Raw genomic sequence first — 26,017 nt, 5'->3', positions numbered from 1 at the left:
GAGCCCAGCCCATGCAACGAATTGTAGCCGGCATCAGCACGCTTGAGCAGCACCTGGAGACGGTGAAGGGGAAGCGCGAGGTCTATCGACCGCCGTCGTGTCCGCACTGCGGAATCAAGCTCCTGTGTCAGCACGGGTACTACTACCGGAAGGCCGATCGGCGAGTGCAGCGGCCCTCGCTCAACCCGGTGCCGATCTGCCGTTACCGCTGTGGCGGTTGCCGGCGCACCTGTTCGCGCCTCCCCGAGTGCATTGCCCCACGGCGTTGGTACGACTGGTCGGTGCAACAGAACGCCCTGTCGGCTCGACTCGACGGCCGGCCTGTCGGCGGCGGTGGCGACGACGGACAGCCTGCCGTGCGCAGTACCGGTCGCTGGTGGGCCTGGCTCCAGGCTCGCGGACCGATCTTCGCGTTTTCTCTGCGTTGCCGCTTTCGCGAGCTGGGTCGGGCGAGTGACTTCACGGGGTTCTGGCGCCAGGTGTTCGCCACGCTCGGCCTGCCACGAGCCATGGCCTGGCTGGACCGGGAGATGAGCGTCCCATGATCGGCTGATCCCCAAACGGCGGCAGACAGTGGGGGCCCCGCCCGGGCGGGGCCCCCACACACTTTGCGACTGTCATTGACGCGGCGATTGCGCTTTGATGGCGACTCCCATTTTTCACGAGGAGTGGTCATGAACGAAATCGATCCGCAAGCCCTGTTTCGCTTCTCCGTCCTGGGTCCGCTGATCAGTCGGCAGCGGCTGGCGCGGGGTGAGCTGCAAAAGAGCCTGCGTGAGCTGGCAACGCGCGAGTACGTCATCCCCGGCACCGATCGGCGCTTGCTCGGCGAGAAGACGATCGAGGGGTGGTACTACCGCTACCGCGCGCGCGGCCTCGATGGGCTGATCCCGAAGGTGCGTGCCGATCGCGGCCAGTCGAAACTGTCGGCGTCCGTCCAGGCGGCTATTCTCGCCGCCAAGCGCGAGAATCCCCGGCGCTCGATTCGCCAGATCCAGCGCGTGCTCGAGATCGGCGGCATCGTCGCGCGGGGCACCCTGTCGCGCTCGAGTCTCCACCGCCTGCTCCAGCAACACGGTCTGTCGCGGCTCCCCGGCTCGGCGAGCCTGCCCGAGGAGAAACGCAGCTTCGTCGCCGCCTGCGCCGGTGAGCTCTGGTACAGCGACGTGATGCACGGCCCACGCGTGCCGATCGGCGGTCGTTTGGGCAAGAGCTATCTGGTGTCGCTCTTCGACGACGCGTCCCGGCTCGTCGCTCACGGCGCCTTCTGCCGCGGCGAGACGGCGCTGGACATTGAAGGCGTCCTCAAGCAGGCGCTCCTCAAACGGGGCGTACCGGTCAAGCTAGTCGTCGATAACGGTGCCGCCTATGTCGCGCAGACGCTACAGGGGATCTGCGCGCGTTTGGGCATCGTCCTGGTCCATTGTCGGCCCTACGCGCCCGAGAGCAAGGGGAAGATCGAGCGCTGGCACCGGACCTGCCGCGATCAGTTTCTCAGCGAGGTCGAGGAACGCCATGTCCTGAGTCTGGACGATCTCAACGCGCGGCTGTGGGCCTGGCTGGAGCAGGTCTATCACCGCACCCCGCATGACGGCCTTGAGGGCCAGACGCCGCTCGCTCGGTATCAGCAGGATCTGCCGAAGATCCGTTTGCTGGGGCCACTGGCGGCGACGCTCGATACGCTGTTCCTGCACCGCGTCCGCCGTTTGGTGCGCAAGGATGGCACGGTGTCGTATCAGGGCGGGCGCTTCGAGGTGCCTTTCGAACTGACGGGCAAGACCGTTTGCCTGCGCGTCGATCCGCACACCGAGACGGTGGTCGGCGTCGAGAACGACGCCGGCGAGTTGATCGGCCGGGCGACACCGCTCGATGCGTTGGCCAATCGCGATCGGCGGCGACGTCAGCCGGACCCGGTGGCGGCCGTACCGGTCAAGCGCCCCGCTGGGCCGAATCTGGTCGAGCTGGTGTATGAGCAGTACTACGGCCGCCAAGGAGACTGAAGATGGAACTGCAACACTTTGGGCTGCGCCACTCGCCGTTGGGCAAGGAGACCCGCGAGTTGTGGGACGACGGGATGCTCACGCGCTTGCGCGAGCGCTTCCAGTGGTTGCTGCAATCGCCGGGGATCGGGCTGCTCACCGGCGAGGCGGGAGTGGGCAAGACGGCAGCGCTGCGGGCGGTGACGGCGACGCTCAATCCGCATCGCTATCAGGTGATCTACCACGCGGAGACGGACTTCGGCCGCCTCGATCTGTATCGGTGCCTGGCGCAGTCGCTGGGCCTGGCACCGAGCTATCGGCGGGCGCTGTTGTGGCGGGAGATCAAGGCGCATATCCACCATCTGGCGGATGGCAAGCAACTCCTGCCGGTGTGGATCCTCGACGAGGCACAGAATCTGCCGCCGGACTTCTTCCGCGATTTCCCGGCCTTCCTCAACTTCGCTTTCGACTCGCGCGATCTGATGAGTGTCTGGCTGGTCGGCCATCCGGTGCTCGCGCAGACGCTGCAACGCGCCCCATATGCGGCGCTCGCCGGACGCATTCAGGCGCGCGTGCACTTGACGCCGGTGTTCGAGCGCGAGCGCTTTGCGCGACTGATCGAGCATGGGCTGAAGAGCGCCGGCAACTCGTCTACGCTGCTCACCGATTCCGGCATGGAGATCTTGCGCCAAGCGAGCAAGGGGCTGCCCCGGAATGCGGCGCGTATCCTGCGCACCGCCATGCGTCTGGCGCTGCCGCGCGGGCTCAATCATCTGCCCGACGAACTGTTGCAACTGGCCATCGAGGAACTCCGATGAGCCGCCGTCGTCACGCTGGCTTCCCCGAGGGTCTCTCCGACGAAGCCGCCGCGGCGCTTTGCGACTTCCTCTTCCAACTCGCCACCGCCTGCGAGAGTCACTATCTCGTGCAACTGCGCCGCCATCACGATCGCCAAAGGAATCTGTACGATCCCGAGGACCCCTGGCGCTTTCCGCCTAACGCTCCCCGATCCCGATAGGCCCCTTGTCCCACCCTGTCGCCGGAGCCAGTCCTCCCGGCGACAGCGTGGGACTTTCGGCTTGTCTCACCCCGAAATAGCTCGGGACAAAGAATCCAGAATAGGGCGGGACGTAACAGCTGGGCGACATTCTTGGCATTGCGGTTGCGGACTGCTATTTTCAGACGTCTTTCCTGAATCAATATCAACCCATTCATTCCGACTTCCACGTCGACATCGATGCGTTCGTCGAACTACTCGACAACCCGAATGGGTGACGGCAAGCGAATGTCAGGAGAACTGCAACAGCGGTAGCCGATCGTTCAATGTCGGATCGCCAGCGAGGTAGCGCATGCGCGCCAGCGACCCGATGATCCTGCGCAACTGCAGCGAATCCTCCGCACTCGAAGCGATGGGCGGCAACTCCTGCTGGGTCAGCATACCGGCAATGCCTTCCGCAACCTTCAGCAAGACCTCGGCATGCGCGGAGTCGATTCCCTCGCCACACAGCCGCTCGACCCAATACGCGCCAAACCGGCTTTCGTCGAGCGGTGGTGCGGCAAACAGTTCGGTGAAGGTTTGGCTCAGCACGCTGCTGGACTCGGCAAGGAGGGCCAGACTCTCACGTTCGCGGTCGAAGCTTGTCAGCTTTGCCGGATCCCAGAAGACGTCCTTCGGGTCGACGTCGACCAGATGGTCATACTGCACATGCCAGCCGCGTTGGCGCTCCACCTGGCTGAAGCGTGCCTTGCGTTCGGCGATGATTTTCCTTCGCCCGTGTTCGAGACTGCGCACCGGGTAATGCTTGAGAATGAAGCGAGTGGGGAATACACGTGCGCCGGGCACGCGAATGTGATGACCGCCGAGCGAACTGATGTCGACCTCCGGGCTGGCTTTCCAGGCCTTGACCTGGCGCTGGTTGAAGCGTTCGGCGCCTGAGTACATCGGCATTGACGACTCAAAGTCGCTGCCGATCGCCGTGTCTTCCGTGAGGCGGAAGTTGAAAAGCTTGAAGTTGATCAGGTTGTAGCCGGCGGCATCGACCCGGCCGATTCCCTCGCGCAGCGACAAGCCGGGCCAGGGAGCATAGCGAACCTCGTCAGCATCGACATGCAGAAACCAGTCATGGTGCAACCGACGCGCAAGCTGTTCCTTGAGCTTGAGAAGCGCCGTCCAATCGTAGACCTCGCGCTCGTCCTCGAAGAACCGTGCCGTCTCGATATCGATCACGCCGCGACCGATCAGGTCTTCGACGCGCTGTGCCGTGCCGTCGGTCGAGGCATTGTCGATCAAATAGACGTCAACACCCTGCTCGATGAGCTTGCTCACGGCTTCGCGGACGATGTCAGCTTCGTTGTAGACGGCCATGATGGCGCAGACGTCGATCATTCCTGGTTACTCCGAGTAAGTGGTGCTGCAGGCAGAGGCGTACCAACAGCACGGCGTATTCTGCCGCTTTGACGCCGCAGGCGCAGCTAGATTCTGCCATCTCCCCTGTTCCCTGATCACACGCGTTCGCGGAGAAGGCCAGCGTCCCTCCGCAAGCGTCACCCGGCGGCCCGGCCGGCGACTCTTCCGAGGCTCGCCCGCACCGCTCGCCGGGTGGCCAGGGAATGGGATATTATCGACTTCCTGCCAACCAACAACGATTGTTCCGCGTCTCCCAAAACGGCTGAATGTTTTGAAGCCACCTGGGTCGCCGGTCTCTGGAGCGTTTCAGATAGGCCCTGGGCACATCCATCGTCGCCGTGAATATATCCATTTACACCGTCGTCTATTCCCCCGAGCAACTGGAGCAGGCGGCTACCTGTCTGGTGCTCGACAACACCCGCAACGAACGGCCCGACTGGCGCGAGTACTGGCCCATCCGCCACTTCCTCCTCACCCACCCCCTGGAGGACGACCGGTACTACGGGTTCTTCTCGCCCCGCTTCGCGGAGAAGACCGGGTTGTCCACACAGCAGGTGATTGACTTCATTCTGGCGTCTCCACCGCAAACGGATGCTGTGTTGTTCTCTCCGCAGGTCGACGTGGGAGCCTTCTTCCCGAACGTGTTCGTCGGCGAGGACCAGGCGGATCCGGGGTTTCTCGAAACCTGCCAGCGTTTCGTGAATAACGTTGGCCTGGACCTTGATTTGTCATCGGTGGCGATGGACTCGTCCACGATAGTCTTCAGCAACTACATCGTGGCGCGTGCCGGTTTCTGGCGGGTCTGGTTCGCTCTCGCGGAACGTCTCTACGAAATTGCCGAACAGGGAACCGGCGAGTTGAGAGATCGTCTGGCTCAGCCCACCAATTACCGCGAAGGTGTCCAGCGCAAGGTCTTCCTGATGGAGCGTCTGGCGTCGCTGATACTCGTCACCAACCCGGGCCTGCGCACGCGGGCATTCAACCCCTTTGCGCTGGCCTGGTCGATGCAGTTGCACCGCTTCCGGGATGAGGCGATCATCTGCGACGCTCTGAAAATCGCCGACAGGAGATCCGACTTCCCCGAGTATCGGGCTCTCTACGAAAAGCTTCGACAACGGGTCATCCTGTCGGCCCTCGCTGTGGACACGCTGGGCAAGCTGAGGTCCGATCCCCTCGCTGGAACACTCAATTCGGAAGTCCTCGGTCTGCTCCCGGCCAGCCTGCGCTGCATCGCCGAGATCGGTGCCGAGGACAAGCAGTTGTCTCTTGCCTACTGCGATGCCAATAAAGATACGGAGTGGATTTCGCTCGCTGCCAGCATCCTTCGCCGCCCAGAGCAGGAACTCGCCCCGAACGCCTGGGACGCCTGCATCCTCGATGGGATCCTCGAACGTCAGGCCGACCCTGCTGCCGCCCTGGCGAGCCTGAAAACCGCGCTGACCGCCGAGGGCGTCCTCGTGGCTACCTTCCAGAATGCCCAGCACTGGCGCTATCAGGCCCGGCTTGCCTTGGGTGACACGTCGACCCACCCGGCGGGCGAAGCCATCGGCGACCGACGGTTCACCCGTGCGGAGGTTTTCAGGCTCCTGGACCAGTGCGGCTATCGTGTCGATACCGGCGTTGCCCGCGTCTATGATCCGCCCGAAGCGGCAAGGTACCTGGCCAACATCCGATCGATGGCCCTGTTGAGCGGCGGCGACCCCGACACCGCCGCTGAGGATGCCCGGATTCTGCAGTACGTCGTGCGCGCCGTTGTGAAGCGCTGACCAGGCCGATGCACGACAGCGGCAACTCACTACTCGATCCATGCGGCCGCGTGCGTCTCCTCCGGCATTGCGGCTACGCGCTGGTGGCCACCCTGCTGTGCGGATGCCTGAGCAAACCCTACGGCTCGGACCTGCCCGTACTGCAACTGCCCGCCCAGTACCAGAATGCAGCACCAGGCGAAGCGACCGCAGCGGTTTCCGGCGCGAGCCCGGCGGTGGAGTCCCAGGACCCCGCGACTTCGAGCCCGATCGCTGCCCCGCCGACCGCGGACGAAACGCCTGTCGATTGGTGGCGTGACTTCGGAAACCGCGAACTCCAGGCGCTCGTCGATCGGGGCCTGGCCAACAACCCGGACGTTCGCATTGCCCTGAACCGCATCGTCCAGGCCAAGGCCCGGGCCGACCAGGCGAACGGTGCGAGGTATCCCGCTCTCTCGGCTCCCTTGACGATCGCTGAACAGGCCCCTGGTGGAACGACGGTGGGAACGGCGCCGGCCGGCAGCGTCTCGAGTGCGGGGGGCAGGAATACCTCGCAAAAGACCTTCCAGGCCAGCATCCGGGCGGACTGGCGCCTGGACATCTGGGGAGAGCAGAGCGCCCTGGCCGATTCCGCCAACTTCCAGCTCTGGCGGGCAGTCTATGAGCGGGAAAACGTTCAACGGAATCTGGCCGGCAGTCTTGCCGCCAGCTACGTGGAATTCCTGTCGCTCAACGATCGCCTCAGGATCGCCATGGAAACCGAGGACGTCCTGAGCGCCACCCTGGCCAGCATCGAAAAGCGAGTCAAGGTCGGCGACGCCACCCTGTCGGAACTGGAACAGCAGCGGGCAGCCATTTTTGCCGTACGGGCAAGCATCCCCACGCTGGAGCAACAACGATTCGATGCGCTTGCCGCGATCGCCTTCCTTGTCGCCACCGTTCCCGGCAACCTGACGCTCTCCGATGACGGTCTCGACTCCCTGGCCATTCCAGGCGTGGCCGCCGGCGTCCCCTCGAGCCTGCTGCTCCGGCGGCCCGACGTGCGCGCGGCAGAGGCCCAACTCCTGGCTGCGGATGCCGACGTCGCCGTTGCCCGGGCGCGCATCCTGCCGCCCATGGACCTCTCGGCGCAAATAGGTTACAGCAGCGTGGCCCTGTCGCAACTATTTGTCCCGCGCGCCTTGTTCTGGAGTGTAGTGGACAGCCTCACCGTAAGCATTTTCGACGGTGGCAGGAAACGCAACGAGCAGGTCTTCTCGCAGGCCGTCCAGGAAGAGATGGTGGAGAGCTATGCGCGCACCGTCTACCGCGCGATGAAGGAAGCGGAAACCGCTCTCGCCGCTGTCCGCCTGTCGGAACGACGGCTCGCCGCCCAACGCGAGGCCAGTCAGGCCGCGCGCCGCGCCTGGGAGATCAGCACCCGGGTTTACGCGGTGGGGGGAATCGACTATCTCAGCCTGCTCGAGACACAGCGCAGCTATCACCGCTACCTGGACGACTACCAGAAAGGCCGCATGGAGTTGTTCCGTGGCTACATCAGCCTGTTCCAGGCATTGGGCGGCGGCCTGAAAGCGACTCGCCAGGCGCCGGCCGGCGACAACGCCGCCGTGGGTTCGCCACGCGCCCTGCCGGCGGCCGCCGATGGAATACCGGTGGATGACGGTGCGGGAGTCAGTTCCGAGACCTTCTGGCAGGTCGAACTTGGCGGGCTCCACCATCGCTCGACCATAGGCGCGACCTGGCGCGACCTGCACAGCCGTTATGCCGATCTGATGGCAGGCCGTGCGATCCGACCGCGGCTGCAGGGGCGCATCGACGACGACCGCGATGGCCAGCAGTCCTGGTATCGGCTGTATGTGGCAAAATTCGCCAGTCCGCCGGAGGCGGAACGATTCTGCCTGGCCCTCAAGTCCGATCAGCAAAGGTGTCGTGTCATCTCGTCCGAGTCCGACGAAACGCTCCTGGCGCCCACCGCAACATCGCCCGCCGAGCGCGCGGGGCCATCCTCCGTAGCGAAGGGAACACCTTGACCGAACGCCTGCTCGTCACAGTCCGGCTCTCCGGGACACCTGCAAGGGCCAGCCGCGAGCACAGCACTTGCGCGATCCACCGGTAATGGCCGAAAAATTCGCCCACAGCGTTGTCCAGTGTCTGGCCGCCATCGCCCAACACCAGGGCATCCGGATCAATCCGGAGCGGCTGATCCACGACTTCGCACTGGCCGATGAAGAGCCGAAGGCAGCGCTGGTGTTGCGGATGGCTGCGGACATCGGCATGAAGGCGAAGGCGGACAACCTGAGTTGGCAGCAGCTCGTCGCCCAGCAGGGCGTGTTTCCACTGCTGGCCCGTCTCAAGACCGGGGCCGGCGTGATCGTGGTTGGCGTCAAGAAGGAAGGCGACGCCGAACAGGTGGCCATCGTCGATCCCCTGGCCGATGCAGCCAGCGTGACCCTCCATACCGAGGCAACGTTCGGCGAAGTGTGGGGCGGTGACGTCATCCTGCTCAAGCGCGAACATTCGCTCTTCGACGCCCAGCAGCCCTTCGGCCTGCGCTGGTTCATCCCGGAGATCCTCAAGCAGCGCACCGCCTTCCGTGACGTGATCATCGCCGGCATGGCGATGAACGTCCTGGCTCTCGCCGCGCCGCTGTTTTTCCAGCTCGTCATCGACAAGGTCCTGGTACACCAGAGCTCGTCGACCCTGGCCGTGCTCACCATCGGCGTGACGGTCGCCCTGCTTTTCGATTCGGCGTTCGGCTACCTGCGCCAGATGCTGCTGCTGGCGGCCACCAACAAGATCGACATGCATGTCACCCGGCGCACCTTCGGCCACCTGCTGTCGCTGTCGATCGACTTCTTCGAGCTCTCCACCGCCGGCGTGATCACCCGGCAGATGCAGCAACTGGAGGGCATCCGCCAGTTCCTCACCGGCCGCTTGCTGTTTGCCGGGCTTGATGCCTTCGCCCTGGTGATCTTCCTGCCTCTGCTGTTCACCTATTCCGTGACCCTGGCGCTGATCGTTCTGGCATTCACGCTCGCCATCGCCGCCATCATCGCCATTCTCCTGCCCACCTTCCGCCAGCGCCTGGATCGCCTGAATCTCGCCGAGGGCGCCCGCCAGGCCCTGCTCGTGGAAGCCATCCACGGCATGCGCACGATCAAGTCGCTGGCCATCGAACCGGTGCAGCGCAAGGCCTGGGACCAGATGTCGGCGGAAGCCATCAACGCCCACTTCCAGGTCGGCAAGCTGGCGATCTCCGGAAACTCGCTGACCGACTTCCTGGGCAAGCTGATGCCGGTGGTCATCATTTTCATTGGCGCCCAGAGTGTCTTCGATCAAACCATGACCGTCGGCGTGCTGATCGCTTTCCAGATGCTGTCCGGACGCGTGGTCGGCCCCTTGATCCAGATGGTCAGTCTGATCAACGAGTACCAGCAGACGGCGCTCTCCGTGCGCATGCTGGCTGAGATCATGAACCGTCCGTCGGAGGGACGACTGGGTGCCGGCGGCCTGCGGCCGCAGTTGAAAGGCCAGATTACCTTCGAGGACGTCACCTTCCGCTACCCGGGTGGCAGCGTCAACGCCCTCGACCGGACCAGTTTCACGATTCCCTCCGGCGCCGTGGTGGGCATCGTCGGCCGCAGTGGTTCGGGAAAAACCACCCTGACCAAGCTGATCCAGGGCCTCTACAGCGTTCAGGAAGGACTGGTCCGCTTCGACGGTATCGACGCCCGCGAGATCGACCTGTCACATCTGCGGCGGCAGATCGGCGTGGTCCTGCAGGAGAACTTCCTGTTTCGCGGCACCATCCGCGAAAATCTCGCCATGGCCAAGCCCGATGCCAGCATCGAGGAGATCGTCGCCGCCGCCCAGGCCGCCGGCGCCGACGAATTCATCGACCGCATGGCCAAGGGATACGACACCCTGCTCGAGGAAAACGCGTCGAACCTGAGCGGCGGACAACGACAGCGACTCTCGATCGCCCGCTGCCTGCTCGCCAAGCCCAATATCCTGATCCTCGACGAAGCGGCGAGCGCGCTCGACCCGGAGAGCGAAGCCATCTTCATCCGCAATCTCTCGCGAATTGCCGTCGGCAGGACAGTGATGATGATCTCGCACCGCTTGTCGACCCTGGTCAACGCGGATGTCGTTCTGGTCATGCAACAGGGCCGCTTGTCCGACTGGGGCAAGCACGAGGAACTGCTGTCCCGCTGCGAAACCTACCAGCATCTATGGAACCAACAGACAAGCCATCTTTGATCAGCCGCCGGCGGTCCAGACGGGCAGTCAATGAGCCCATCGTGGATTTCCTCCCCGATGCGGACGAGATCGAGCGGCGCCCCCTGCCGCGATCGGCCGGCGTGACCCTGCATCTCCTCGCCGCGGCGCTGCTGGTGTTCCTCCTGCTGGCGACGTTTTCGGAAGTCGACCTGATGGTCACTGCCCGCGGACGTCTGATCACCCCGCTGCCGAACATCGTCGTCCAACCCCTGGACACCGCCATCATCCAGGAAATCAATGTCAAGTCCGGACAAGTCGTCAAGAAGGGGGAACGACTCGCCACGCTCGACCCGACCTTCACCGGCGCCGACGAATCCCAGCTGAGGACCCGCCTGGCGAGCCTCGACACGCAACGGGAAAGCCTGGAAGCCGAACTGGCGGGAAAAGGCGTCGCCGCTGGCGCCGCCTTGAGCGATGACCAGGAGATCCAGAGCCGCCTGGCCGGCGAGCGGCAAGCGAGCTATCTGGCGCAGACGCGACGACTCGATGAGAATATCGGCCGCATTCGCGCCGCCCTGGAAACCAATCGCCGGGATCAGAGTTCGATGACCTCGCGCGTGCGCGTGCTCGGCGAAATGGTGGCCAGCCTGGAACCGCTGGTGGACCAGAAGTACGTGGTACGAGCGCGCCTCCTCGATGCCCAGGACCGACTGTTCGAGGCCGAGCGCGGCGCACAGATGGCACGCAGCCGGGAGCAGGAGCTGCAGAAGGAACTCCGGGCGCTGGAGGCGGAACGCCTCTCCTTCCAGACCGGCTGGCGGCAAAAGGTCATGGAGGAGCTGCTCGCGCTCTCGCGCGAGCGCGATACCGTCAATGAACAGTTGCAGAAGGCCGACAAGCGACACCAGCTGGTCGTCCTCAGCGCGCCATCCGACGCCGTCGTCCTGGAGATCGCCAAGTTGTCGCCCGGCTCGGTGGCCAAGGGCGCCGAGTCCCTGTTCACGCTGGTTCCCCTGGGAGACGACCTGGAGGCCGAAGTCCAGATCGAGTCCGCCGATATCGGTTATGTGAAACGGGGCGACCGCGTGCATCTCAAGGTCGATGCCTATCCGTTCCAGTTGCACGGCGCGCTGGATGGGACGCTGACCACCATCAGCGAAGATGCTTTCCGCCGCGACAAGGCAACGGGCGGCGGCATCGACGCCTACTACCTCGGCCGCATCGGCCTGACCAGAACACGCTTGAACAGGCTGCCGGAACACGCCCGCCTGCTCCCCGGCATGACGGTGAGCGCCGAGATCGCGGTCGGCAAGCGGTCGGTGATTTCGTACCTCCTGTGGCCGCTGATCAAGGCCCTCGACGAATCGATCCGCGAACCGTGAGCCGGGCGCTCGCTTCCCGCCGGCCGAGCTGCCTGCCCCAGCAAAGGGGTGACGGCGGCGTCAGGCCCGGACCTCGCCCTGCCTGGAAGCCGCTACACCAGCCGAGCACGACGAGAAGGCAAGGAAAATCCGACCACGACGAAGCGCAGCGACAATCACCCGGGCGAGCGTATCTCGGGCACACCCCAAAGGCGTACGCCTGACGGTGGACTCTCGACCGCCCGGACGATGGCGGCGACCATCTGCCCGACGCTGACCAATCCCAAGCGACGCGCGGCATCGCGCGTGCCGGGCAGGTGCTCCAGCAGGTAGTACGCGGGGAGCAGGAGCATGGGCCAGTGATGGCCGGGACCGAGCACGTACCACGGACGCAGAACGCTGGCCGCGATGCCGCTGGCGCGGATCAGCACTTCGCCTTCCGCGCGCGCGGCGACGTAGGCGCGCATCACCGGCGCCGGCTGCGCGACGCTGAGATAGACGAAGTGCGGTACCCCGGCCTCGACCGCCGCGGCGAGCGCCGCGCGTGCGGAAGCGAGATCGATGCAGCGGAACGCCTCGGCCTTGGCCGGACTCGGATGCGGTACGCCGACCAGATGAACCAGCGCATCGACGACACCGATCTGCGACGAATAACTCGAGGCATCGAGCGCGTCGCCGACAACGACGCGACAAGCCGGTGCCAGCCGCTGTACCGAGGCCTGCCGCGCCAGCGCGGAAACGCGATGGCCGCGCGCCACCAGTTCCGGAATCAGACGACTGCCGATGTAGCCGGTAGCACCGGTCACGAAGACGTGCATGCTGACCTCCCAAGAGGCACTGCCCGACAAGCCCGCCGGGCCGGTTCACGGATCGGAAAACCGCGCGCCGCGTTGTTCGGGTTCTCTCCTTCGATACGCGCCGAGCCCCGGGGCAGATGCAAAGAAGTCGTCTGCTCGGGCGTTCCCGATCGACCGGCTTCCTGTCCCCGGCCTGCTCGCACAGCTTGTCTTTCCTGGCCCAAAGTAGATACTCCTGAACACACGTTTGCCCCTGCATGAGGAACACCACGATGAGCGAGACGCCGGTTGCCAAACTGTTCAAGAACGGCGCCAGTCAATCCGTGCGTCTTCCGGCCGAGTTTCGCCTCGAGGGCGAGGAGGTTTATGTCACGCGTGACGACACTACCGGTGACGTTGTGCTTTCGAAGCGCCCCGGCGCCAAAGCCTGGAGCGATTTCTTTGCCCTGCGGCATTCAATCGACGTCCCAGCCGACTTCATGGCCGAGCGCCCATTGAATGTTGCGCCGAAAGCGCGCGGCGTCTTGGATGACGACGATTCCGCAGATGACGACGCCGACCTTTAGCCATGCTGCACATGCTCGATACGGACACGTCCAGTTACCGCATCCAGGCAAGTTCGCTACCCAATCCGTCATAAGCATGAAAAATCGGACCAACACTCCGACTTTTCATGCTAAATTTTAGCATGCTTCGACGCCAAGTTCATCTTGATCACCTGCTCCAGCGTTTGTCGCGCTTCCCGGTGCTTGCTCTCCTGGGACCGCGCCAAGTGGGCAAGACGACCCTGGCCGGACAACTTGCCGCAACCTGGGACGGCCCGGTAAGACACTATGACCTTGAAGACCCCGACGATCAGGCGCGCCTTGCCGATCCTGCCTTCGCACTGCGTCCGCTGACAGGCTTGGTCATCCTGGACGAAATCCAGACCCGACCGGATCTGTTCCCATTACTGCGGGTGCTGGCCGACCGCCCCGATACTCCGGCACGCTTCCTGATTCTTGGTAGCGCTGCACCGGAGCTCTTGCGACAATCCGCCGAGAGTCTGGCGGGCCGCGTTGCCTTTCAGGAGCTTGATGGTTTTGGACTCGACGAACTTGCTGCCGCAGATGGGCAGCATCGCATCGAGCCAGACTGGCTTGACGTCCGTTGGTTGCGCGGCGGCTTCCCGCGTGCCTTCCTGGCCAGCGATCTCGCCACCAGTCGAGAGTGGCGCGAGGCGTTCATTCGTACCTACCTGGAGCGTGACCTGCCGCAACTCGGCATCAATCTGCCGGCACTTACCCTGCGCCGCTTCTGGACCATGCTGGCGCATTACCATGGCCAGACGTGGAACAGCAGCGAAATTTCCCGCTCGCTTGGTGTGAGCGACAAGACCGTGAGCCGCTATCTGGATATCCTCGAAGGCACGTACATGGCTTACCGCCTCTTGCCCTGGCACACCAATCTGGGCAAGCGGGAGGTGAAGGCACCCAAGGTTTACCTTTCGGATACCGGCATCTTGCACAGTCTCCTGGGAATCGGCGATACAGACGCCTTGTTGGCGCACCCCAAATGTGGCGCCTCCTGGGAAGGGCTGATCGTGCGTGAGATCATTCGCCGAAGCGACGCACGACCGGGCGAAGCGTTTTTTTGGGGCGTGCATACAGGCGCCGAACTCGACCTGCTGATTGCCAAGAACGGCAAACGCCTGGGCTTTGAAATCAAGCTTACCCGCTCCCCGAGAGCGACGGTTGCCATGCGCTCCGCCCGCGACGTGTTGAACCTGCAGCACCTCTATGTGATCTGTCACGGAGAAGGCCCGCCCTGGCCACTCAGCGAAGGGATCACCGCTGTCCCGGCGAGGAATATCGATGCCGTACTCGCTCAGTAGTTTCCCCCGTCAGCCTCATCCAGACCCCGACCCCCGGCGGTATGGGTCAACTGACTTCGGCGAGCGCCAGGGCCAACGCTGGGTCGTCCAGGCCAGCGACGCCCCATCTGGGCGGCAGGAGCGCTGGCCGCAGGCAGTTGAGCGGCATCTTCTTCCTCTCATGCCGATCTCCGAGCACATGGGCGGGGTCTCGTGAACGGGCTGAATGCGGACTGGAGGATGCTGCGAACGACCTCAGCCTTGTTGCTCGTCTGCAGTTTCTGCCTCTTTCTGCCGAGTCTGTATCACGAGCTCTTCGCCGATGACGAGATCTACCTGGCTTTCAACAACCGCATGGTGCGCCAACTGCCGTGGACCGACCTGCATCTCTTCCTCCAGAAACCGGCCAATCGCTGGGAGTTCCTGCCGCTGCGCGACTTCACCTACTGGCTCGACTTCCGTCTGTTCGGCGATGAACCAATGGGCTTCCACTTTTCCAATCTCGCCTGGTACGCGCTTTCGGCGATCGCGTTCTTCTGGCTGGTCCGGGAACTCATCCTGCTCTTTCGACCGGCCTGGGTGAACCAGGCCGGGGTGTTGGCTCTGTGCGGTACCGTGCTCTTCGTGGTCCACCCCGCGCATGTCGAAGCCGCCGCCTGGGTCGCTTCCCGCAAGGACCTGATGGCTGGTACGTTCGGCTTCCTCGCGGCGGCGACTCTTGCGCGCGGGCTGCGGGCGGGCTGGCCCGTCGGAAACAGCGTACTGGCCGCCCTACTGCTGCTATGCGCGTGTTTCAGCAAAGCCGCGGGAATGACCCAGGTGCTCTTCCTGACCCTGTTGCTTGCTGCCTGCTGGCGCCATGCCACCACCGTTCCTGTCGGACGGAAAGTCGCCAGCTTGCTGCTGCCCTGGGCAGTCGTCGTCGTCGCGGCAGTCGTGCACATGCAGATGGCCGAGTCCACCGGCATTCGCATCGAGAACCACCCTGGCGCGCTGATCGTCCTCGACCGCGCATCGCGGATTTTCAGCACCCTCGGCAGCCTCCTGCTGGTGCCCTATCCGCTTGGCCTCTACCACGATGTGTATCGGCTGGGCGAATGGCATTGGCTTGGTTCCGGGCTCGGCTTGCTGCTCGTGCTGCTGGCCCTGCGCACGCTCTGCGTCCGGCGGGCACTGTGGCCCCTCGGCATCGTCATGGCCGTATCCCCCTGGCTGGTCTATCTTCAGTTCCTCCCTTTCACGACCTGGTCGATGGCCAGCGAGCGTTTTCTCTTCGTGTCGGTTGGCGGACTGGTTCTGGTTCTGGTTGACATCCTCGGGCGGGCCGGGCTACCACGGCGCATCATTCCGCTCTTGCTGCTGCTGACGGTGCCGATGGGTGTGATCACCTGGATGCGCATGGCCGACTGGGAACTCGGGGGCACCCTGCGTACCAGGGAGTATGAGCGCCAACCGCATTTCCATAACGCCATTCGGGACCAAGTCATCTACACGCTGCTGCCCAAGCGCCAGTATGCCGAAGCCGAGTCCCTGGCGGGAACGATTCCCCGTGATTACGCGGCAGCCGCACTGACGGCGGCAGTCAATGCCGAGCGCGCGTTCCGAGAACGGGAAGAAGGCCGCGCAAGCGAAGCGACCGACCCGCACGCCGACGGGGCTTACTGCCAGGAAGTGGCGTCACTGCGTAAGGCGCTGACATCCGGCTATACGCATATCGTGCGCGAGCGAGACATCTCCTACAACAATCTCTTGCGCTCCATCGAACGACAGGCGGAGTTTCGCTACGCAGATTACCCGCGGATCTGTGACGGCGCCGCTACGGCTGGCCACTGATCCGGTAAAGGCGCCACGTAGCCCTGCTGTCGTCGATGGGTTCGATCTTCAGGCGCTGGCGAGCAAATTCATGCAGATTCGCGTCGCCGTTGATCAGCACCCGGTTGAAGCCAACCAGGTGGTCCGGCTTCGACCGATAGGGAGACCAGACCAACTCGCGGGTCGGGTTGACATGAGCCGGGTTTCTGTACTGAACGATACCGCTGTAGTGCTCCGTGAAGCTGAAGTTGGTATCGCAGCCGCGCAATGCCTGAGCGTAGGACGACAACTGCAACCCGGGCCTGCCCTTGACGTAAATGCTGCCACCATCCATGTCCACGCCAAAGACGCGGTCTGCCTTGTTGAGTTGTTGAACACTTGCGAGAAACCCGCCCATCTGTTCCTCATCCCAGTCTCGCCACGACTTGATCGTGGCGAGCGAGAAGATCAGCGTAAGGCCGAGGCCGACCGTTATCCCATACACCCTGGCCATGCGCGGAGCCGGCAGAGCCAACAGAAGCAGCACAAGAGCGCAGGGCAGCCAGCGCTGGTTGAAGAATATCGTGTTCATGTAGTTCCACGGCAGCACCCAGTAGGCCAGGAGAAGCCCGAGGGCGGCAAGGAACAGCGGCCTGTCGATTTCAGCGTCCAATTGCCGCCAGCGGGTCACCACCGCGAGAAGAATCCAGGCAGCGAGAATGATCACGAACATCTGTTCGAGACTCCCCTGCAGGCCTCCTTGCGCCGCATTGGCGAAATACTCCAGTTTGGCACGTTCCAGGGGCATCGTGCTCCACTCCGGCATGGTCGACACACCGCTGGCCTGCCGGTTCATGGCCAACTGCGGATACCAGATACAGGCGAGCACCCACGCCGGAACCAGCGATGCCAGGGACAACCGCCATGAGCCGGGCTGCTTGTCGACGAATCTCGCAATCACCCAGACACTGGCCATCAAGAACCACAGCGCATGCGCATAGTAGAGAAGCAGCGCAGTGCCAGCCATGCCCGCGGCCTGCAACCAGCCCGGGCGGCGGCTGGCGACCACGACGAACAGGCAGAAGACGGGCCAGCCGACGAGGAAATTGAGCAGGCCCCAGTAGAAGAGGAAGTTGAACACGAGAGGCACGCCGATCAGCCAACTCTCGATCTGGCGCCTGCGGCATCTGGCCAGAGCATAACTGCCCAACAGCCAGCCTGCCGCCAGAGCACTCAGTGTCAGGCGCCCGGCGACAAGCGGGTCCGCGACCAGCCAAAAGCTGTAGATCAGGCCATAGACCAGCGTATTCGGGTAATACCAGGGAGTCACGACGAGTTCGGGCCGGTTCCCGGCGAGAGTCTCCTCGAAGAGAAAAATCTGGCTCAGATGCTGCGGGAGATCGGTCGAGGGAGGAACGCTGACGACCCAGAAGGGGAGTATGGCGACCACGATGGTCAGCAGAAGGAGCACCGGCGGGCCCCACCGTGGGCCGTCGGGCACGCTCAACTCACTCGGCAGCTTGGGCATGGGCAAAAAGAATGCAAGAATGTCGTCTTATCCGCTAGCGGACATTGTCTTGTTGCGTTGCCAAGGATGTTTCAAGTCTTCTCGCATGCTTTCGTCACGCCTCAAGTCGATGCCGCCGGCAGCCCAACTGTTACTCATTCTGGGCGCCGTCCTGCTGCTCGGCGCGGCCGGCATACACACGTCCAGCGACCTTCCTCGCCAGTATAGCTGGTCCCGCACGCTGGAGCTTTTCTGGCAGGCCATCATCGATGCCTATTTCATGGTCATGGCATTGATCGTCCTGCTCGCGGCAAGGCTGGAGGCCGCACCTGGTGGAACCACGACAACCCCTTGGCGTTTATCGCATTTCCTGTTTGCCGGAACGCTGACCGTCGGCGTCGCTTGTCTCCTCTTGAGCGCTTCCACGAGCTACACCGTCTGGGACCGCGCATGCATCATCCCGGTCGCCCTCCTCCTGCTTAACTCATTACGTGATCGCGACCTGCCCGCTGCACTGCTCGGACTGTCGTCGACGGTGTGCATCCTGATGCTGGTCAGTTACGTCTTCACCGTGTTCAAGTCGCAGTTGTTCGTCACGGGCATCATCCTTGACGAATGGCTGATCGCCGGTGAAAGAATGATTTTCGGACAGCCTCTGTACCTGACCATCGCCCGTTGGGCAGAGCGAAACCCGCTGGTCGTCCACCTCAGCGACTGGGTGTATTACCTCTTTTTTCACCACATGGCTCTTGTCGCCCTGTTCCTCTTTGCACGTGGCGAACAAGGCGAACAATGGCGTTACGTGGCAACCCTGTCCCTGTGCTACCTCCTTGGCGGACTGTCGTATTACCTCTTCCCGGCCTTCGGACCGGTCTATTACGATCCGGGTGCGTTTGCCTACCTGAAGACTGGCGCGGTGTTCACGGCCGATATCCAAAGCTTTCTTTGGCAGGCGACCAACGCCTCAATGCATGGAACCCTGACCGAGATCGACACCTTCGCGTTCATCGCGTGCATGCCGAGCCTGCATATGGCCCATGAATCGATCATGTTCTTCTATTCGCGGCGGGCACCGCTGATGCTGGCTTTCTCCGGACTGTTCTGGTGCTCGTCAATCGTCGCCGTGCTGGTCCTGGGCTGGCACTATCTCTTTGACGTACTCGGCGGAGTTGTCCTCGCCGGCATCGTCATCGCCGCGGTCCGCTATCGGCGTCCAGCGGTCATTGTCCAGGACTAGCTCCCCGTTGCGCCCGGAACAGGATCGTCAGTTCCGAAACGACGCCGTCGTGGTCAAGCAAGCAGAGCGGCCTGTGCAATGGCGCTTGCCGCCCTCCTCCTTGCCATCGCAACTCGGCCCTTACCGGCCTGCCACGTCACTCGACGAGATGGTCCTGAAGAACACGGTTTCTAGCGACACGCTGGGTTTCACGTCCTGCAGAACGCCGCCGCAGGAGTTGACCCGCGCGATCAAGGCAGGCAAGTCGGCCGCGCCGGCATCGAGAGTAAAAAGGCCCGGCCGCACTTCGCTGCAGCCCTCGATCGGCGCTCCACCGCGGTAGCGCAGAACAAACCGGTCGGCCTGATCGGCGGCGAGTTCCTGCGGCGAGCGGATGGTCAGCAATTGCCCGCGATGGATCAGCCCGAAGCGGTCGGCAATACGCTCTACGTCATGCAGCACGTGCGACGAGAAGAACAGTGTGCCTCCCTGTTGACGGTACTCGTCAAGAATATCGACCACATCCTTCCGACCGACTGGATCGAGTCCCGAGAGCGGTTCATCGAGGATCAATAGCCTAGGTTTGATGGCCAGGGCATGCGCCAGCGCCGTCCGTTGCAGCATGCCCTTGGAAAACCCGCGTAGGCGGCTGTCGGCAACCGCCGCGAGATCGAAGCGCTCCAACCAGTGCATGCAGTGCTTGCGCTCGTCACCGATACGCAGACCGTGCAGGCGCAACCCCATCAGCAGGATTTCGTAAGGAGTCAGGAAATCCTGCAGGCTCGGATTTTCGGGAACAAAGCCAAGCCCCCGGCGCGCCTCCGGTTCGCGCACGTCGCAATCAAACAACGAGGCGCTGCCAGCCGTCGGCAGCAGGGCGCCGATCAGAATTTTGATCAACGTGCTCTTGCCGGCCCCATTCGGTCCTATGAAGCCGAAGGTCTCACCCGCGTCGATACTCAGAGAGATACCTTTCAGGGCGACCTTCGAAGGCTTTCTCCAGCCACCAGAATAGGTCTTGTGAATACCCTCCACCAGGATCGCGTACGTCACCGCGGTCTCCCCGACTCGGCCGCGCGTGGCTGGACGACCTGCGCCTTGCCGTTGGCGTCGATCACGTACTGCATCAAGAAAGGATCCGATGGAATAGCCGGCAGGATCGAGATGTCCACGAGTTGCTGCAGGCGAACCGGCGGCTTCCCGGTCAGTTCGTCGTAACGGGCGATCGCGCGGTCGAGCATCAACAGGTTCTCCAGACGATTCGCGCGCTTCTCCAGGAAACCGGCGAAAGACCTGTGCCGGGTTTCCTTGGCCATTGCCCGGTGCAGGCGAATGGCAAACTCCCGGTCCTCGCCCTTGCCAGCCCACTGCGCGGCCACCTGTTGAAGCTGAATCTTCTCGATATCATCGGACGCATGGTCTGCGGCAATCTTCATCCATTCCGCACCCATCTGGGGATTCTTCAGAAAGTGGATGGCATTGAAGGCGTAATAAAAAGCTGGCTGCCAATCAAAGGGCCGCGCGTCACTGGCTTTCCTCAGGATATCTTGCGCGGCTGCAACCTCACCATTCCAGGGCAAGATCGCTGCGGCAATGTAGTAGTTGTCCTCATGGGCGGGATTGAACCAGGAGATATCGGACTGCACGATGGCGAGAATTCGGTAGTTCTCGGCGTCCATTTTCTCCGTAGACGCAACCAGCGCCCTGAAACCGGCCAGATCAGCAGCCAGATAGCGGTCCCCTGCTGCCATCAGCACTTGGGCAAACCGCGGTACGGCCACCTCCATCTCACCCGACGATGGGGGACGCGGACGGGCATACAGGGCCGGGACGAGGGCCGCGTAGACCACAAACGATAGCACTCCCAGAGCCAGTCCGGTACGCCCTCCGACTACCGCCATTTCAGGAAAACTCCCGTTTGGAGAAGGCATGGACCGAAAAACCGATCATCGCCAGGCAATACGCGAGAGCCATAAGCAGGCTCAGCATGATGGCCTGCATGTCTGGGAGAAGGCCGTACATTGGCCAGACGCGCCAGTCAAGGCGCGACAAATCGGGCAACACCCAGCGAATGGTGTCCAGCGCTGGCCCAAAGCGGACGACCAACTCGGTTTGTCCTTCGGCCCCCTTTTCCAGAAAATCGAAAACGGCACCCACCGCCCGCCCAGCGATGGCAAACAGCGCGCCGAGTACCAAGGCGAGCATGGGGACAGTCGACAACGTGGCAATCCATAACGAGAATGCAGCCACCACCGCTACATCAACCCACACGCCGAACACTGTCGCCCAATAGGGAACGCCCAGACTGACCCGGAACTCCTGATCATAGTGGACCCCCAGCGTGATCACCGCAGTCCAGAGCAGCAAACCGAGCAAGAGCGCTGCCACACCCGTTAAGGCCAGGACTCCGAGATAGCGGCCAATCAGATATGTCGCCCGATGAACGGGATAGCTGAGAGTCAGGACGACCGAACGCTTCTCAATCTCGCGGCCAACCAGATCCTGCGTCAGGATGATGGCGAACAACACCAGACTGAAACGAAACCCCGAAAGCCCAACATCAAGCGCGACCGTCAGAGGCTGGCGGGGAGAGAACGATGCGGACAGGTACGCAAGCGCGACCAAGGCCACGCCGAGAGCGAAGACCGCAAGAAACGTGCGATCGCGAAAACCTGCCCGCCACGAAGAAAGAAAAAACTGCAGCACTTACGACCCCAAAAAAAGAAAGGCGCACATCGGAGGCGCCTTTCTTGGTCCGATGATCCCGCCGATCAGGTGCTGGCCGCCGCCTTGGTATTGGCATCGGCTCTGGCAGCACTCGCCTCGCCTGCGGTACAGCCCCCCGGAATGCCACACGCACGAAATGCGGCAACCGCGCCACCGTTGGTATGACCGCCAAAGCTATTCTTTCCTTTGACCGAATTGGCTCCGACGGCAAACCACGCGCCGGACGTGCCATCCGTTCCATCCACCTGCGTGTTCGCCGAGCACTTGGGCGCGATGGGCCTCATCATGTAGTTGGTGCCTGCCACGCCACTTGCGGGCACTATTCCCGGACCAGCAGCCGGAGCCGATGCCCCCGGACAAATGGTAGCGGCAAACGCAGAAGCCGAACCAAGCAACGTGACTAATACGGCGGAAGAGAGCGTAATCTTTTTCATGGGACCTCCAACAAAAAGGGAAAGGACTTACTCTGGGGACGAGTTGACGACGGCCGAGGTCAGGATATTTCTCGCGTCCGACTGGGCCGCTTTATCCTCGCCTTTGCGCGTGTAGTCAGAGAATTGGGGAATGGCGATCGCGGCCAGAATACCGATGATGGCCACAACGATCATCAGTTCGATCAGGGTAAAGCCTTTCTGCAGCTTCTTCATGGTCTTGAACTCCTTCCAGTGAGAACAACGGACAATCCGTTGCGATTGATGCAATCAAATTCCATGCCAAGGCGCAAGCAGGCTGAGAGGCGCCCGGGTTGGTACGGAGCCCCAGCCGCACCTTTCCAATAGCGTCACCTGCCTGACGAAAATTGTCAGCCGCCTTGCCGTTTGGCACGGTTTCTTCGAGCTTTACCCACGGATTTGGATAGCAGGCGTAGCGTCACGAGGGCACCCTGCCAGCTGGTTGCGGATGCCGGCAGAGGAATACAAGGAGCTGCCAAGGAGCTGCGACGTCCTTCATATACGGCTGGAGGCGACGCCCGGCCACGGCGAACCGCCGTGCACCGGGAGGATACCGCTGGATGACTGACCCGCGTCCGGGGAAAGTGCTTATTCTCCGGAGTTCACGAGAAGCGCGGCCGTCAGGAAATTGCGCGCATCGGATTGCGCCGCCTTGTCTTCGCCCTTCCTCGTGTAGTCCACAAACTGCGGGATGGCGATCGCAGCCAAGATGCCGATGATCGCAACCACGATCATAAGCTCGATCAGGGCAAAGCCCCGCCGGGATTTCATAGGGATCAAGGGCTTCTTTCGTGGATACATCGCACATTTCATGGCGTGGCCACCAGCAAGTTTCTTGCCATCTCGCAACCCGCACCAAAGCCACGGCGGAGCGGTCCCTTGTTGCAGTAACGCTAACGCTGCCGAGGACCGAGTGCCGGAACCGGCTATCTCGCGGGGCGAGGCTGCCAGCAACAGCTGGTTGCAGCGTGCACTTCCTGGAATTGACCGGTATCAATTCGGCACAAGCACCCCGCCAATACAATAGAGGGCGAGCAATCCCCGTCCGCATTCGTCCAGACCCCTCCGTGAGTTTCCACGCCACATTGCGCCAGGGCGCGAGCAGCGTCTTCCTGCGCATCGAAGAAGCTCTCGATGCTCCCTTTGGCGGCCAGGACAACCCCTTGCGCCACCTTGGCGCGATCGGCTTGTATCTGCTGTGGATCGTCGTCGGCACGGGCCTCTATCTGTATACCGTGCTCGACACCGGCATCGACGCCGTCTACAGCTCGATCGGCTACCTCTCGCAGGAGCAGTGGTACCTCGGCGGCGTCCTGCGCAGCCTGCATCGCTATGCTTCCGACGGCTTCATGCTGGTGATGCTGCTGCACCTCGTTCGCGAATGGGCGTACGGGCGCTACCACGGCTTTCGCCTCTATTCGTGGATGACCGGCATACCACTGATCTGGCTCGCCTACGCCGCGGGAATCGGCGGCTACTGGATCGTCTGGGACCAACTGGCGCAGTTGTCGGCCACCGCGACCACCGAGTTGCTCGACTGGCTGCCGATCTTCAGCGAACCCGCCGCACGCAACTTCCTGGCACCGGACTCGATCAACGACCGCTTCTTCACGATGTTGATCTTCGTCCATATCGGCGTGCCGCTGCTGCTGATCCTCGGCCTCTGGGCGCATGTCCACCGCATTGCGCACGTCGACTACCTGCCGTCGCGGCGCGTGATGCTCGGCACGCTGGCGGCGCTGGTCCTCCTCGCGCTGCTCCGACCGGCACTCAGCAACCCACCGGCGAATCTGGCGGTGATCCCCGGAGCGCTGGATTTCGACTGGTTCATCCTGTTCATCCATCCGCTGACCGACATCAGTTCGCCGGCGATCGTCTGGTCGCTGCTCTTCGGCGTCACCGCTCTGCTCTTCGCTCTGCCCGTCCTGCCGCACCCCGCGCCAGCGCCGGTGGCCGTCGTCGACGCCGCCAACTGCACCGGCTGCGACCGCTGCCTGGCCGACTGCCCCTATGCGGCGATCGCCATGCGGCCACACCCGCGGCGACCGGGGCTGAAACTCGCGGTCGTCGACGCCGATCTGTGCGCGGGCTGCGGGATCTGCGCCGGGTCCTGCCCGTCGTCGACGCCCTTCCGCCGACGCGAGATTCTCGTCACCGGCATCGACATGCCGCAGCAACCGGTCAATGCGCTGCGCGAGCAACTCGAGATGGCGCTGGCACGACTCACTGGCCGCACCCGCATTGTCGTCTTCTCCTGCGCACGTGGCGCCGACGCCAAGACGCTGGCCGCCACCGACACCGCCGTGATCGATCTTCTCTGCACCGGCCAGTTACCTCCGGCCTTCGTCGAATACGCGCTGCGCGCCGGGGCCGACGGCGTCCTCGTTACCGCCTGCCGCGCCGGCGGCTGTGATTTTCGCCTCGGCGAGCAGTGGACCCAGCAACGCCTGCTCGGCGAGCGCGAACCGCATCTGCGCCGGACCGTTCCGCCATCGCGTCTGCAAGTCGTTCTCGCCTCGGCGCACGACGACGACAGGCTGGCCGATGCGCTGGCCGACTTCAGAAGCCGCCTCGACTCGCAGCCGGCGACGAGCGACAGACTTCCCCCCTATCGGCGTAGCGCGCCCCCGCAGGCTTGAACCCGTGGCCGTCAGCGACGGAGCGACGGGCGAGTTGACACGACCAGGAAGCTTGCCTAGCCTAAAGCGATAGGGTGGGAGTCCACACAAAAAGGAGAAGCGTCGTGCAAACCTACGAAAAGGACATCATCGCCTGGGCAAATGAACAGGCAAGGCTCTTGCGCGCCGGGCAGTTCGACCGACTGGATATCGAGCATATCGCTGAGGAGATCGAAGACGTGGGCAAGAGCGAACAGCGTGAGTTGGCCAGTCGGATGGCGATCCTGCTGGCGCATCTTCTCAAGTGGCAGTTCCAACCTGACCGCAGAGGAGCGAACTGGCAGCGGACGATCAGGGCGCAACGGCAAGGGATCAGCAAACGCCTAGCCAAAGCGCCAAGTCTCCAGGCCGTGTTGTCCGACGACGACTGGAATGCGGAAATCTGGGCAGACGCGGTGGCTCTGGCGGCCACCGAAACCGGCCTGGCGGATTTCCCTGAGTGCTGCCCATGGTCTTTTCAGGGGCAAGTCCTGTGCGGCGAGTGGCTCCCCGGCGAACCTGCTGCCGACCGGTAGCCAGCGCCCACAGCCCGAGGTTTACGTCGGTTACGTCCGCGGATTTGACACGTGTCAATTCGCCGCGGTGACGCTGTCAATATAATCAATAACTAATAAGCAGCGCCGACACCGGTCGGGAAGGCCAGTGGGCGCCTTCCACCCAGGCTTGCGCAAGGGCGTGCGTCGCGTCTTCCTGCGCATCGCAGACGCTCTCGAACTTTCACTCTCTCTGCGGAGCGCTTCACACCATGCTCAAACCCACCGCCATCGTCGGCCAGGTGATTCTCTACGGCGCGTTTGCCGCTTTCATCGGCGTTTTTGCCACCTGGCCGAAGTACCAGCAAATCCCGAACGACGTCGCGCTGATCAAGCTGTCGATCAGCCACCTCGGTGACCGCGAGTGCCGCAAGCGCACGCCCGAAGAACTGGCGAAGATGCCGCCGAACATGCGCGCGCCGATGGATTGTCCGCGCGAGCGCTCCGACATCCGGCTGGAAGTCGATCTCGACGGCCAGCCCGTTTTCCGCACCGTGATGCATCCGACCGGCCTGTACAAGGATGGCGTGTCGACCGTCTACAAGCGCTTCGAGGTCAAGGCGGGCACCCATCAGTTGGCCGTCCGAATGGACGACAACCTCGTGAAACCGGGCTTCGACTACGTCAAGGACGAGCAGATCACGCTCGCTCCGGCACAGGTGATGGTGATCGACTTCAACCCGGACCGCGGCGGCCTGTTCTTCAAATGATCGCTGCCGCAGCGACTGTCAGGTAAGCACTCACGCCTCAC

Annotated in this window: 24 protein-coding genes; 15 read left to right on the top strand and 9 right to left on the bottom strand. The window is 63.1% G+C overall.

From position 1 onward, the window contains the following. The first annotated feature begins 11 nt into the window (after window positions 1-11). The 4 genes from CAP2UW1_RS06725 (at window position 12) to CAP2UW1_RS24390 (ending at window position 2,997) form a co-directional block, all read left to right on the top strand. A complete protein-coding gene (locus CAP2UW1_RS06725; RefSeq protein ID WP_012806769.1) occupies window positions 12-545 on the top strand; it encodes a DUF6431 domain-containing protein in 534 nt (177 codons plus the stop codon). Window positions 546-674: 129 nt separating this feature from the next. Then, the gene (locus tag CAP2UW1_RS06720) at window positions 675-2,000 is read left to right on the top strand and encodes a DDE-type integrase/transposase/recombinase (RefSeq protein ID WP_012806770.1); all 1,326 of its coding nucleotides are present in this window, start codon (window positions 675-677) and stop codon (window positions 1,998-2,000) included. 2 nt (window positions 2,001-2,002) lie between these two features. Next, the gene (locus CAP2UW1_RS06715; RefSeq protein WP_012806771.1) at window positions 2,003-2,797 is read left to right on the top strand and encodes an ExeA family protein; all 795 of its coding nucleotides are present in this window, start codon (window positions 2,003-2,005) and stop codon (window positions 2,795-2,797) included. Continuing rightward, window positions 2,794-2,997, top strand: a complete 204-nt coding sequence (locus CAP2UW1_RS24390) for a hypothetical protein (RefSeq protein WP_012806772.1) — start codon at window positions 2,794-2,796, stop codon at window positions 2,995-2,997. Before CAP2UW1_RS06715 ends, CAP2UW1_RS24390 begins: the two co-directional genes overlap by 4 nt. Before the next feature lie 270 nt (window positions 2,998-3,267). Here CAP2UW1_RS24390 and CAP2UW1_RS06710 read toward each other — a convergent pair whose 3' ends face one another. Then, the gene (locus tag CAP2UW1_RS06710; RefSeq protein ID WP_015765902.1) at window positions 3,268-4,365 is read right to left on the bottom strand and encodes a glycosyltransferase family 2 protein; all 1,098 of its coding nucleotides are present in this window, start codon (window positions 4,363-4,365) and stop codon (window positions 3,268-3,270) included. A gap of 359 nt (window positions 4,366-4,724) precedes the next feature. Between CAP2UW1_RS06710 and CAP2UW1_RS25050 the strand changes: the two genes are divergently transcribed. The 4 genes from CAP2UW1_RS25050 to CAP2UW1_RS06690 all read left to right on the top strand — a co-directional run bounded on the left by CAP2UW1_RS25050 (window position 4,725) and on the right by CAP2UW1_RS06690 (window position 11,734). Then, window positions 4,725-6,152, top strand: a complete 1,428-nt coding sequence (locus tag CAP2UW1_RS25050) for a hypothetical protein (protein WP_015765901.1) — start codon at window positions 4,725-4,727, stop codon at window positions 6,150-6,152. An 8-nt stretch (window positions 6,153-6,160) separates the two neighbouring features. Continuing rightward, window positions 6,161-8,161 carry an efflux transporter outer membrane subunit gene (locus CAP2UW1_RS06700; RefSeq protein ID WP_015765900.1) on the top strand — a complete coding sequence of 667 codons (2,001 nt, stop codon included), beginning with the start codon at window positions 6,161-6,163 and terminating at the stop codon, window positions 8,159-8,161. An 85-nt stretch (window positions 8,162-8,246) separates the two neighbouring features. Beyond that, entirely contained in the window at window positions 8,247-10,391 is a 2,145-nt protein-coding gene (locus CAP2UW1_RS06695; protein ID WP_015765899.1) for a peptidase domain-containing ABC transporter, read from the top strand. 41 nt (window positions 10,392-10,432) lie between these two features. After that, on the top strand, window positions 10,433-11,734 hold the full coding sequence (locus CAP2UW1_RS06690) for an HlyD family type I secretion periplasmic adaptor subunit (protein ID WP_015765898.1): 1,302 nt from the start codon (window positions 10,433-10,435) through the stop codon (window positions 11,732-11,734). Between the two features lie 155 nt (window positions 11,735-11,889). Here CAP2UW1_RS06690 and CAP2UW1_RS06685 read toward each other — a convergent pair whose 3' ends face one another. Then, window positions 11,890-12,531: an NAD-dependent epimerase/dehydratase family protein gene (locus CAP2UW1_RS06685; protein WP_015765897.1), complete on the bottom strand. Its 642-nt coding sequence runs from the start codon at window positions 12,529-12,531 to the stop codon at window positions 11,890-11,892. A 251-nt stretch (window positions 12,532-12,782) separates the two neighbouring features. Between CAP2UW1_RS06685 and CAP2UW1_RS06680 the strand changes: the two genes are divergently transcribed. The 3 genes from CAP2UW1_RS06680 to CAP2UW1_RS06670 all read left to right on the top strand — a co-directional run bounded on the left by CAP2UW1_RS06680 (window position 12,783) and on the right by CAP2UW1_RS06670 (window position 16,195). Beyond that, on the top strand, window positions 12,783-13,076 hold the full coding sequence (locus CAP2UW1_RS06680; RefSeq protein WP_015765896.1) for an antitoxin: 294 nt from the start codon (window positions 12,783-12,785) through the stop codon (window positions 13,074-13,076). A 122-nt stretch (window positions 13,077-13,198) separates the two neighbouring features. After that, window positions 13,199-14,383: an ATP-binding protein gene (locus tag CAP2UW1_RS06675; RefSeq protein ID WP_041567740.1), complete on the top strand. Its 1,185-nt coding sequence runs from the start codon at window positions 13,199-13,201 to the stop codon at window positions 14,381-14,383. A gap of 219 nt (window positions 14,384-14,602) precedes the next feature. Then, window positions 14,603-16,195 carry a hypothetical protein gene (locus tag CAP2UW1_RS06670; RefSeq protein ID WP_015765893.1) on the top strand — a complete coding sequence of 531 codons (1,593 nt, stop codon included), beginning with the start codon at window positions 14,603-14,605 and terminating at the stop codon, window positions 16,193-16,195. Here CAP2UW1_RS06670 and CAP2UW1_RS06665 read toward each other — a convergent pair. Continuing rightward, window positions 16,179-17,681, bottom strand: a complete 1,503-nt coding sequence (locus CAP2UW1_RS06665; RefSeq protein WP_015765892.1) for a hypothetical protein — start codon at window positions 17,679-17,681, stop codon at window positions 16,179-16,181. The genes CAP2UW1_RS06670 and CAP2UW1_RS06665 overlap by 17 nt on opposite strands. Before the next feature lie 85 nt (window positions 17,682-17,766). On the opposite strand from CAP2UW1_RS06665, the gene CAP2UW1_RS06660 reads away from it, so the two are divergent. After that, window positions 17,767-18,897, top strand: coding sequence for a phosphatase PAP2 family protein (locus CAP2UW1_RS06660; protein WP_015765891.1), 1,131 nt, complete (start codon window positions 17,767-17,769; stop codon window positions 18,895-18,897). A gap of 120 nt (window positions 18,898-19,017) precedes the next feature. Here the strand turns inward: CAP2UW1_RS06660 and CAP2UW1_RS06655 are convergent, their stop codons facing one another. The 6 genes from CAP2UW1_RS06655 to CAP2UW1_RS06630 form a co-directional block, all read right to left on the bottom strand. Further along, window positions 19,018-19,929 carry an ABC transporter ATP-binding protein gene (locus tag CAP2UW1_RS06655; protein WP_015765890.1) on the bottom strand — a complete coding sequence of 304 codons (912 nt, stop codon included), beginning with the start codon at window positions 19,927-19,929 and terminating at the stop codon, window positions 19,018-19,020. Continuing rightward, the gene (locus CAP2UW1_RS06650) at window positions 19,926-20,777 is read right to left on the bottom strand and encodes a hypothetical protein (RefSeq protein WP_015765889.1); all 852 of its coding nucleotides are present in this window, start codon (window positions 20,775-20,777) and stop codon (window positions 19,926-19,928) included. Before CAP2UW1_RS06650 ends, CAP2UW1_RS06655 begins: the two co-directional genes overlap by 4 nt. A 1-nt stretch (window position 20,778) precedes the next feature. Beyond that, window positions 20,779-21,582 carry an ABC transporter permease gene (locus tag CAP2UW1_RS06645; RefSeq protein WP_015765888.1) on the bottom strand — a complete coding sequence of 268 codons (804 nt, stop codon included), beginning with the start codon at window positions 21,580-21,582 and terminating at the stop codon, window positions 20,779-20,781. 65 nt (window positions 21,583-21,647) lie between these two features. Further along, entirely contained in the window at window positions 21,648-22,037 is a 390-nt protein-coding gene (locus tag CAP2UW1_RS25355; protein ID WP_015765887.1) for a hypothetical protein, read from the bottom strand. Between the two features lie 27 nt (window positions 22,038-22,064). Further along, the gene (locus tag CAP2UW1_RS06635) at window positions 22,065-22,250 is read right to left on the bottom strand and encodes a type IV pilin protein (RefSeq protein WP_015765886.1); all 186 of its coding nucleotides are present in this window, start codon (window positions 22,248-22,250) and stop codon (window positions 22,065-22,067) included. Window positions 22,251-22,643: 393 nt separating this feature from the next. After that, a complete protein-coding gene (locus CAP2UW1_RS06630; protein WP_291933855.1) occupies window positions 22,644-22,856 on the bottom strand; it encodes a prepilin-type N-terminal cleavage/methylation domain-containing protein in 213 nt (70 codons plus the stop codon). A 266-nt stretch (window positions 22,857-23,122) separates the two neighbouring features. On the opposite strand from CAP2UW1_RS06630, the gene CAP2UW1_RS23590 reads away from it, so the two are divergent. The 3 genes from CAP2UW1_RS23590 (at window position 23,123) to CAP2UW1_RS06615 (ending at window position 25,976) form a co-directional block, all read left to right on the top strand. Beyond that, window positions 23,123-24,694, top strand: a complete 1,572-nt coding sequence (locus CAP2UW1_RS23590; RefSeq protein WP_015765884.1) for a hydrogenase iron-sulfur subunit — start codon at window positions 23,123-23,125, stop codon at window positions 24,692-24,694. A gap of 104 nt (window positions 24,695-24,798) precedes the next feature. Further along, window positions 24,799-25,248: a DUF29 domain-containing protein gene (locus CAP2UW1_RS06620; protein WP_015765883.1), complete on the top strand. Its 450-nt coding sequence runs from the start codon at window positions 24,799-24,801 to the stop codon at window positions 25,246-25,248. 230 nt (window positions 25,249-25,478) lie between these two features. Continuing rightward, window positions 25,479-25,976, top strand: a complete 498-nt coding sequence (locus tag CAP2UW1_RS06615; RefSeq protein ID WP_015765882.1) for a hypothetical protein — start codon at window positions 25,479-25,481, stop codon at window positions 25,974-25,976. The last annotated feature ends 41 nt before the right edge of the window (window positions 25,977-26,017 follow it).

It is taken from the genome of Candidatus Accumulibacter phosphatis (genome assembly GCF_000024165.1).
GTDB lineage: Bacteria > Pseudomonadota > Gammaproteobacteria > Burkholderiales > Rhodocyclaceae > Accumulibacter > Accumulibacter phosphatis.
This window is presented reverse-complemented; position numbering and strand designations above follow the sequence as displayed.

Bases quoted from the DNA above. Each gene is read 5' to 3' on its own strand.
- CAP2UW1_RS06725 (WP_012806769.1), top strand. From the start codon at position 12: ATGCAACGAATTGTAGCCGGCATCAGCACGCTTGAGCAGCACCTGGAG.
- CAP2UW1_RS06720 (WP_012806770.1), top strand. From the start codon at position 675: ATGAACGAAATCGATCCGCAAGCCCTGTTTCGCTTCTCCGTCCTGGGT.
- CAP2UW1_RS06715 (WP_012806771.1), top strand. From the start codon at position 2,003: ATGGAACTGCAACACTTTGGGCTGCGCCACTCGCCGTTGGGCAAGGAG.
- CAP2UW1_RS24390 (WP_012806772.1), top strand. From the start codon at position 2,794: ATGAGCCGCCGTCGTCACGCTGGCTTCCCCGAGGGTCTCTCCGACGAA.
- CAP2UW1_RS06710 (WP_015765902.1), bottom strand. From the start codon at position 4,365: ATGATCGACGTCTGCGCCATCATGGCCGTCTACAACGAAGCTGACATC.
- CAP2UW1_RS06700 (WP_015765900.1), top strand. From the start codon at position 6,161: ATGCACGACAGCGGCAACTCACTACTCGATCCATGCGGCCGCGTGCGT.
- CAP2UW1_RS06695 (WP_015765899.1), top strand. From the start codon at position 8,247: ATGGCCGAAAAATTCGCCCACAGCGTTGTCCAGTGTCTGGCCGCCATC.
- CAP2UW1_RS06685 (WP_015765897.1), bottom strand. From the start codon at position 12,531: ATGCACGTCTTCGTGACCGGTGCTACCGGCTACATCGGCAGTCGTCTG.
- CAP2UW1_RS06680 (WP_015765896.1), top strand. From the start codon at position 12,783: ATGAGCGAGACGCCGGTTGCCAAACTGTTCAAGAACGGCGCCAGTCAA.
- CAP2UW1_RS06675 (WP_041567740.1), top strand. From the start codon at position 13,199: ATGCTTCGACGCCAAGTTCATCTTGATCACCTGCTCCAGCGTTTGTCG.
- CAP2UW1_RS06670 (WP_015765893.1), top strand. From the start codon at position 14,603: ATGCTGCGAACGACCTCAGCCTTGTTGCTCGTCTGCAGTTTCTGCCTC.
- CAP2UW1_RS06665 (WP_015765892.1), bottom strand. From the start codon at position 17,681: ATGCCCAAGCTGCCGAGTGAGTTGAGCGTGCCCGACGGCCCACGGTGG.
- CAP2UW1_RS06660 (WP_015765891.1), top strand. From the start codon at position 17,767: ATGCTTTCGTCACGCCTCAAGTCGATGCCGCCGGCAGCCCAACTGTTA.
- CAP2UW1_RS06650 (WP_015765889.1), bottom strand. From the start codon at position 20,777: ATGGCGGTAGTCGGAGGGCGTACCGGACTGGCTCTGGGAGTGCTATCG.
- CAP2UW1_RS25355 (WP_015765887.1), bottom strand. From the start codon at position 22,037: ATGAAAAAGATTACGCTCTCTTCCGCCGTATTAGTCACGTTGCTTGGT.
- CAP2UW1_RS06635 (WP_015765886.1), bottom strand. From the start codon at position 22,250: ATGAAGAAGCTGCAGAAAGGCTTTACCCTGATCGAACTGATGATCGTT.
- CAP2UW1_RS06630 (WP_291933855.1), bottom strand. From the start codon at position 22,856: ATGTATCCACGAAAGAAGCCCTTGATCCCTATGAAATCCCGGCGGGGC.
- CAP2UW1_RS06615 (WP_015765882.1), top strand. From the start codon at position 25,479: ATGCTCAAACCCACCGCCATCGTCGGCCAGGTGATTCTCTACGGCGCG.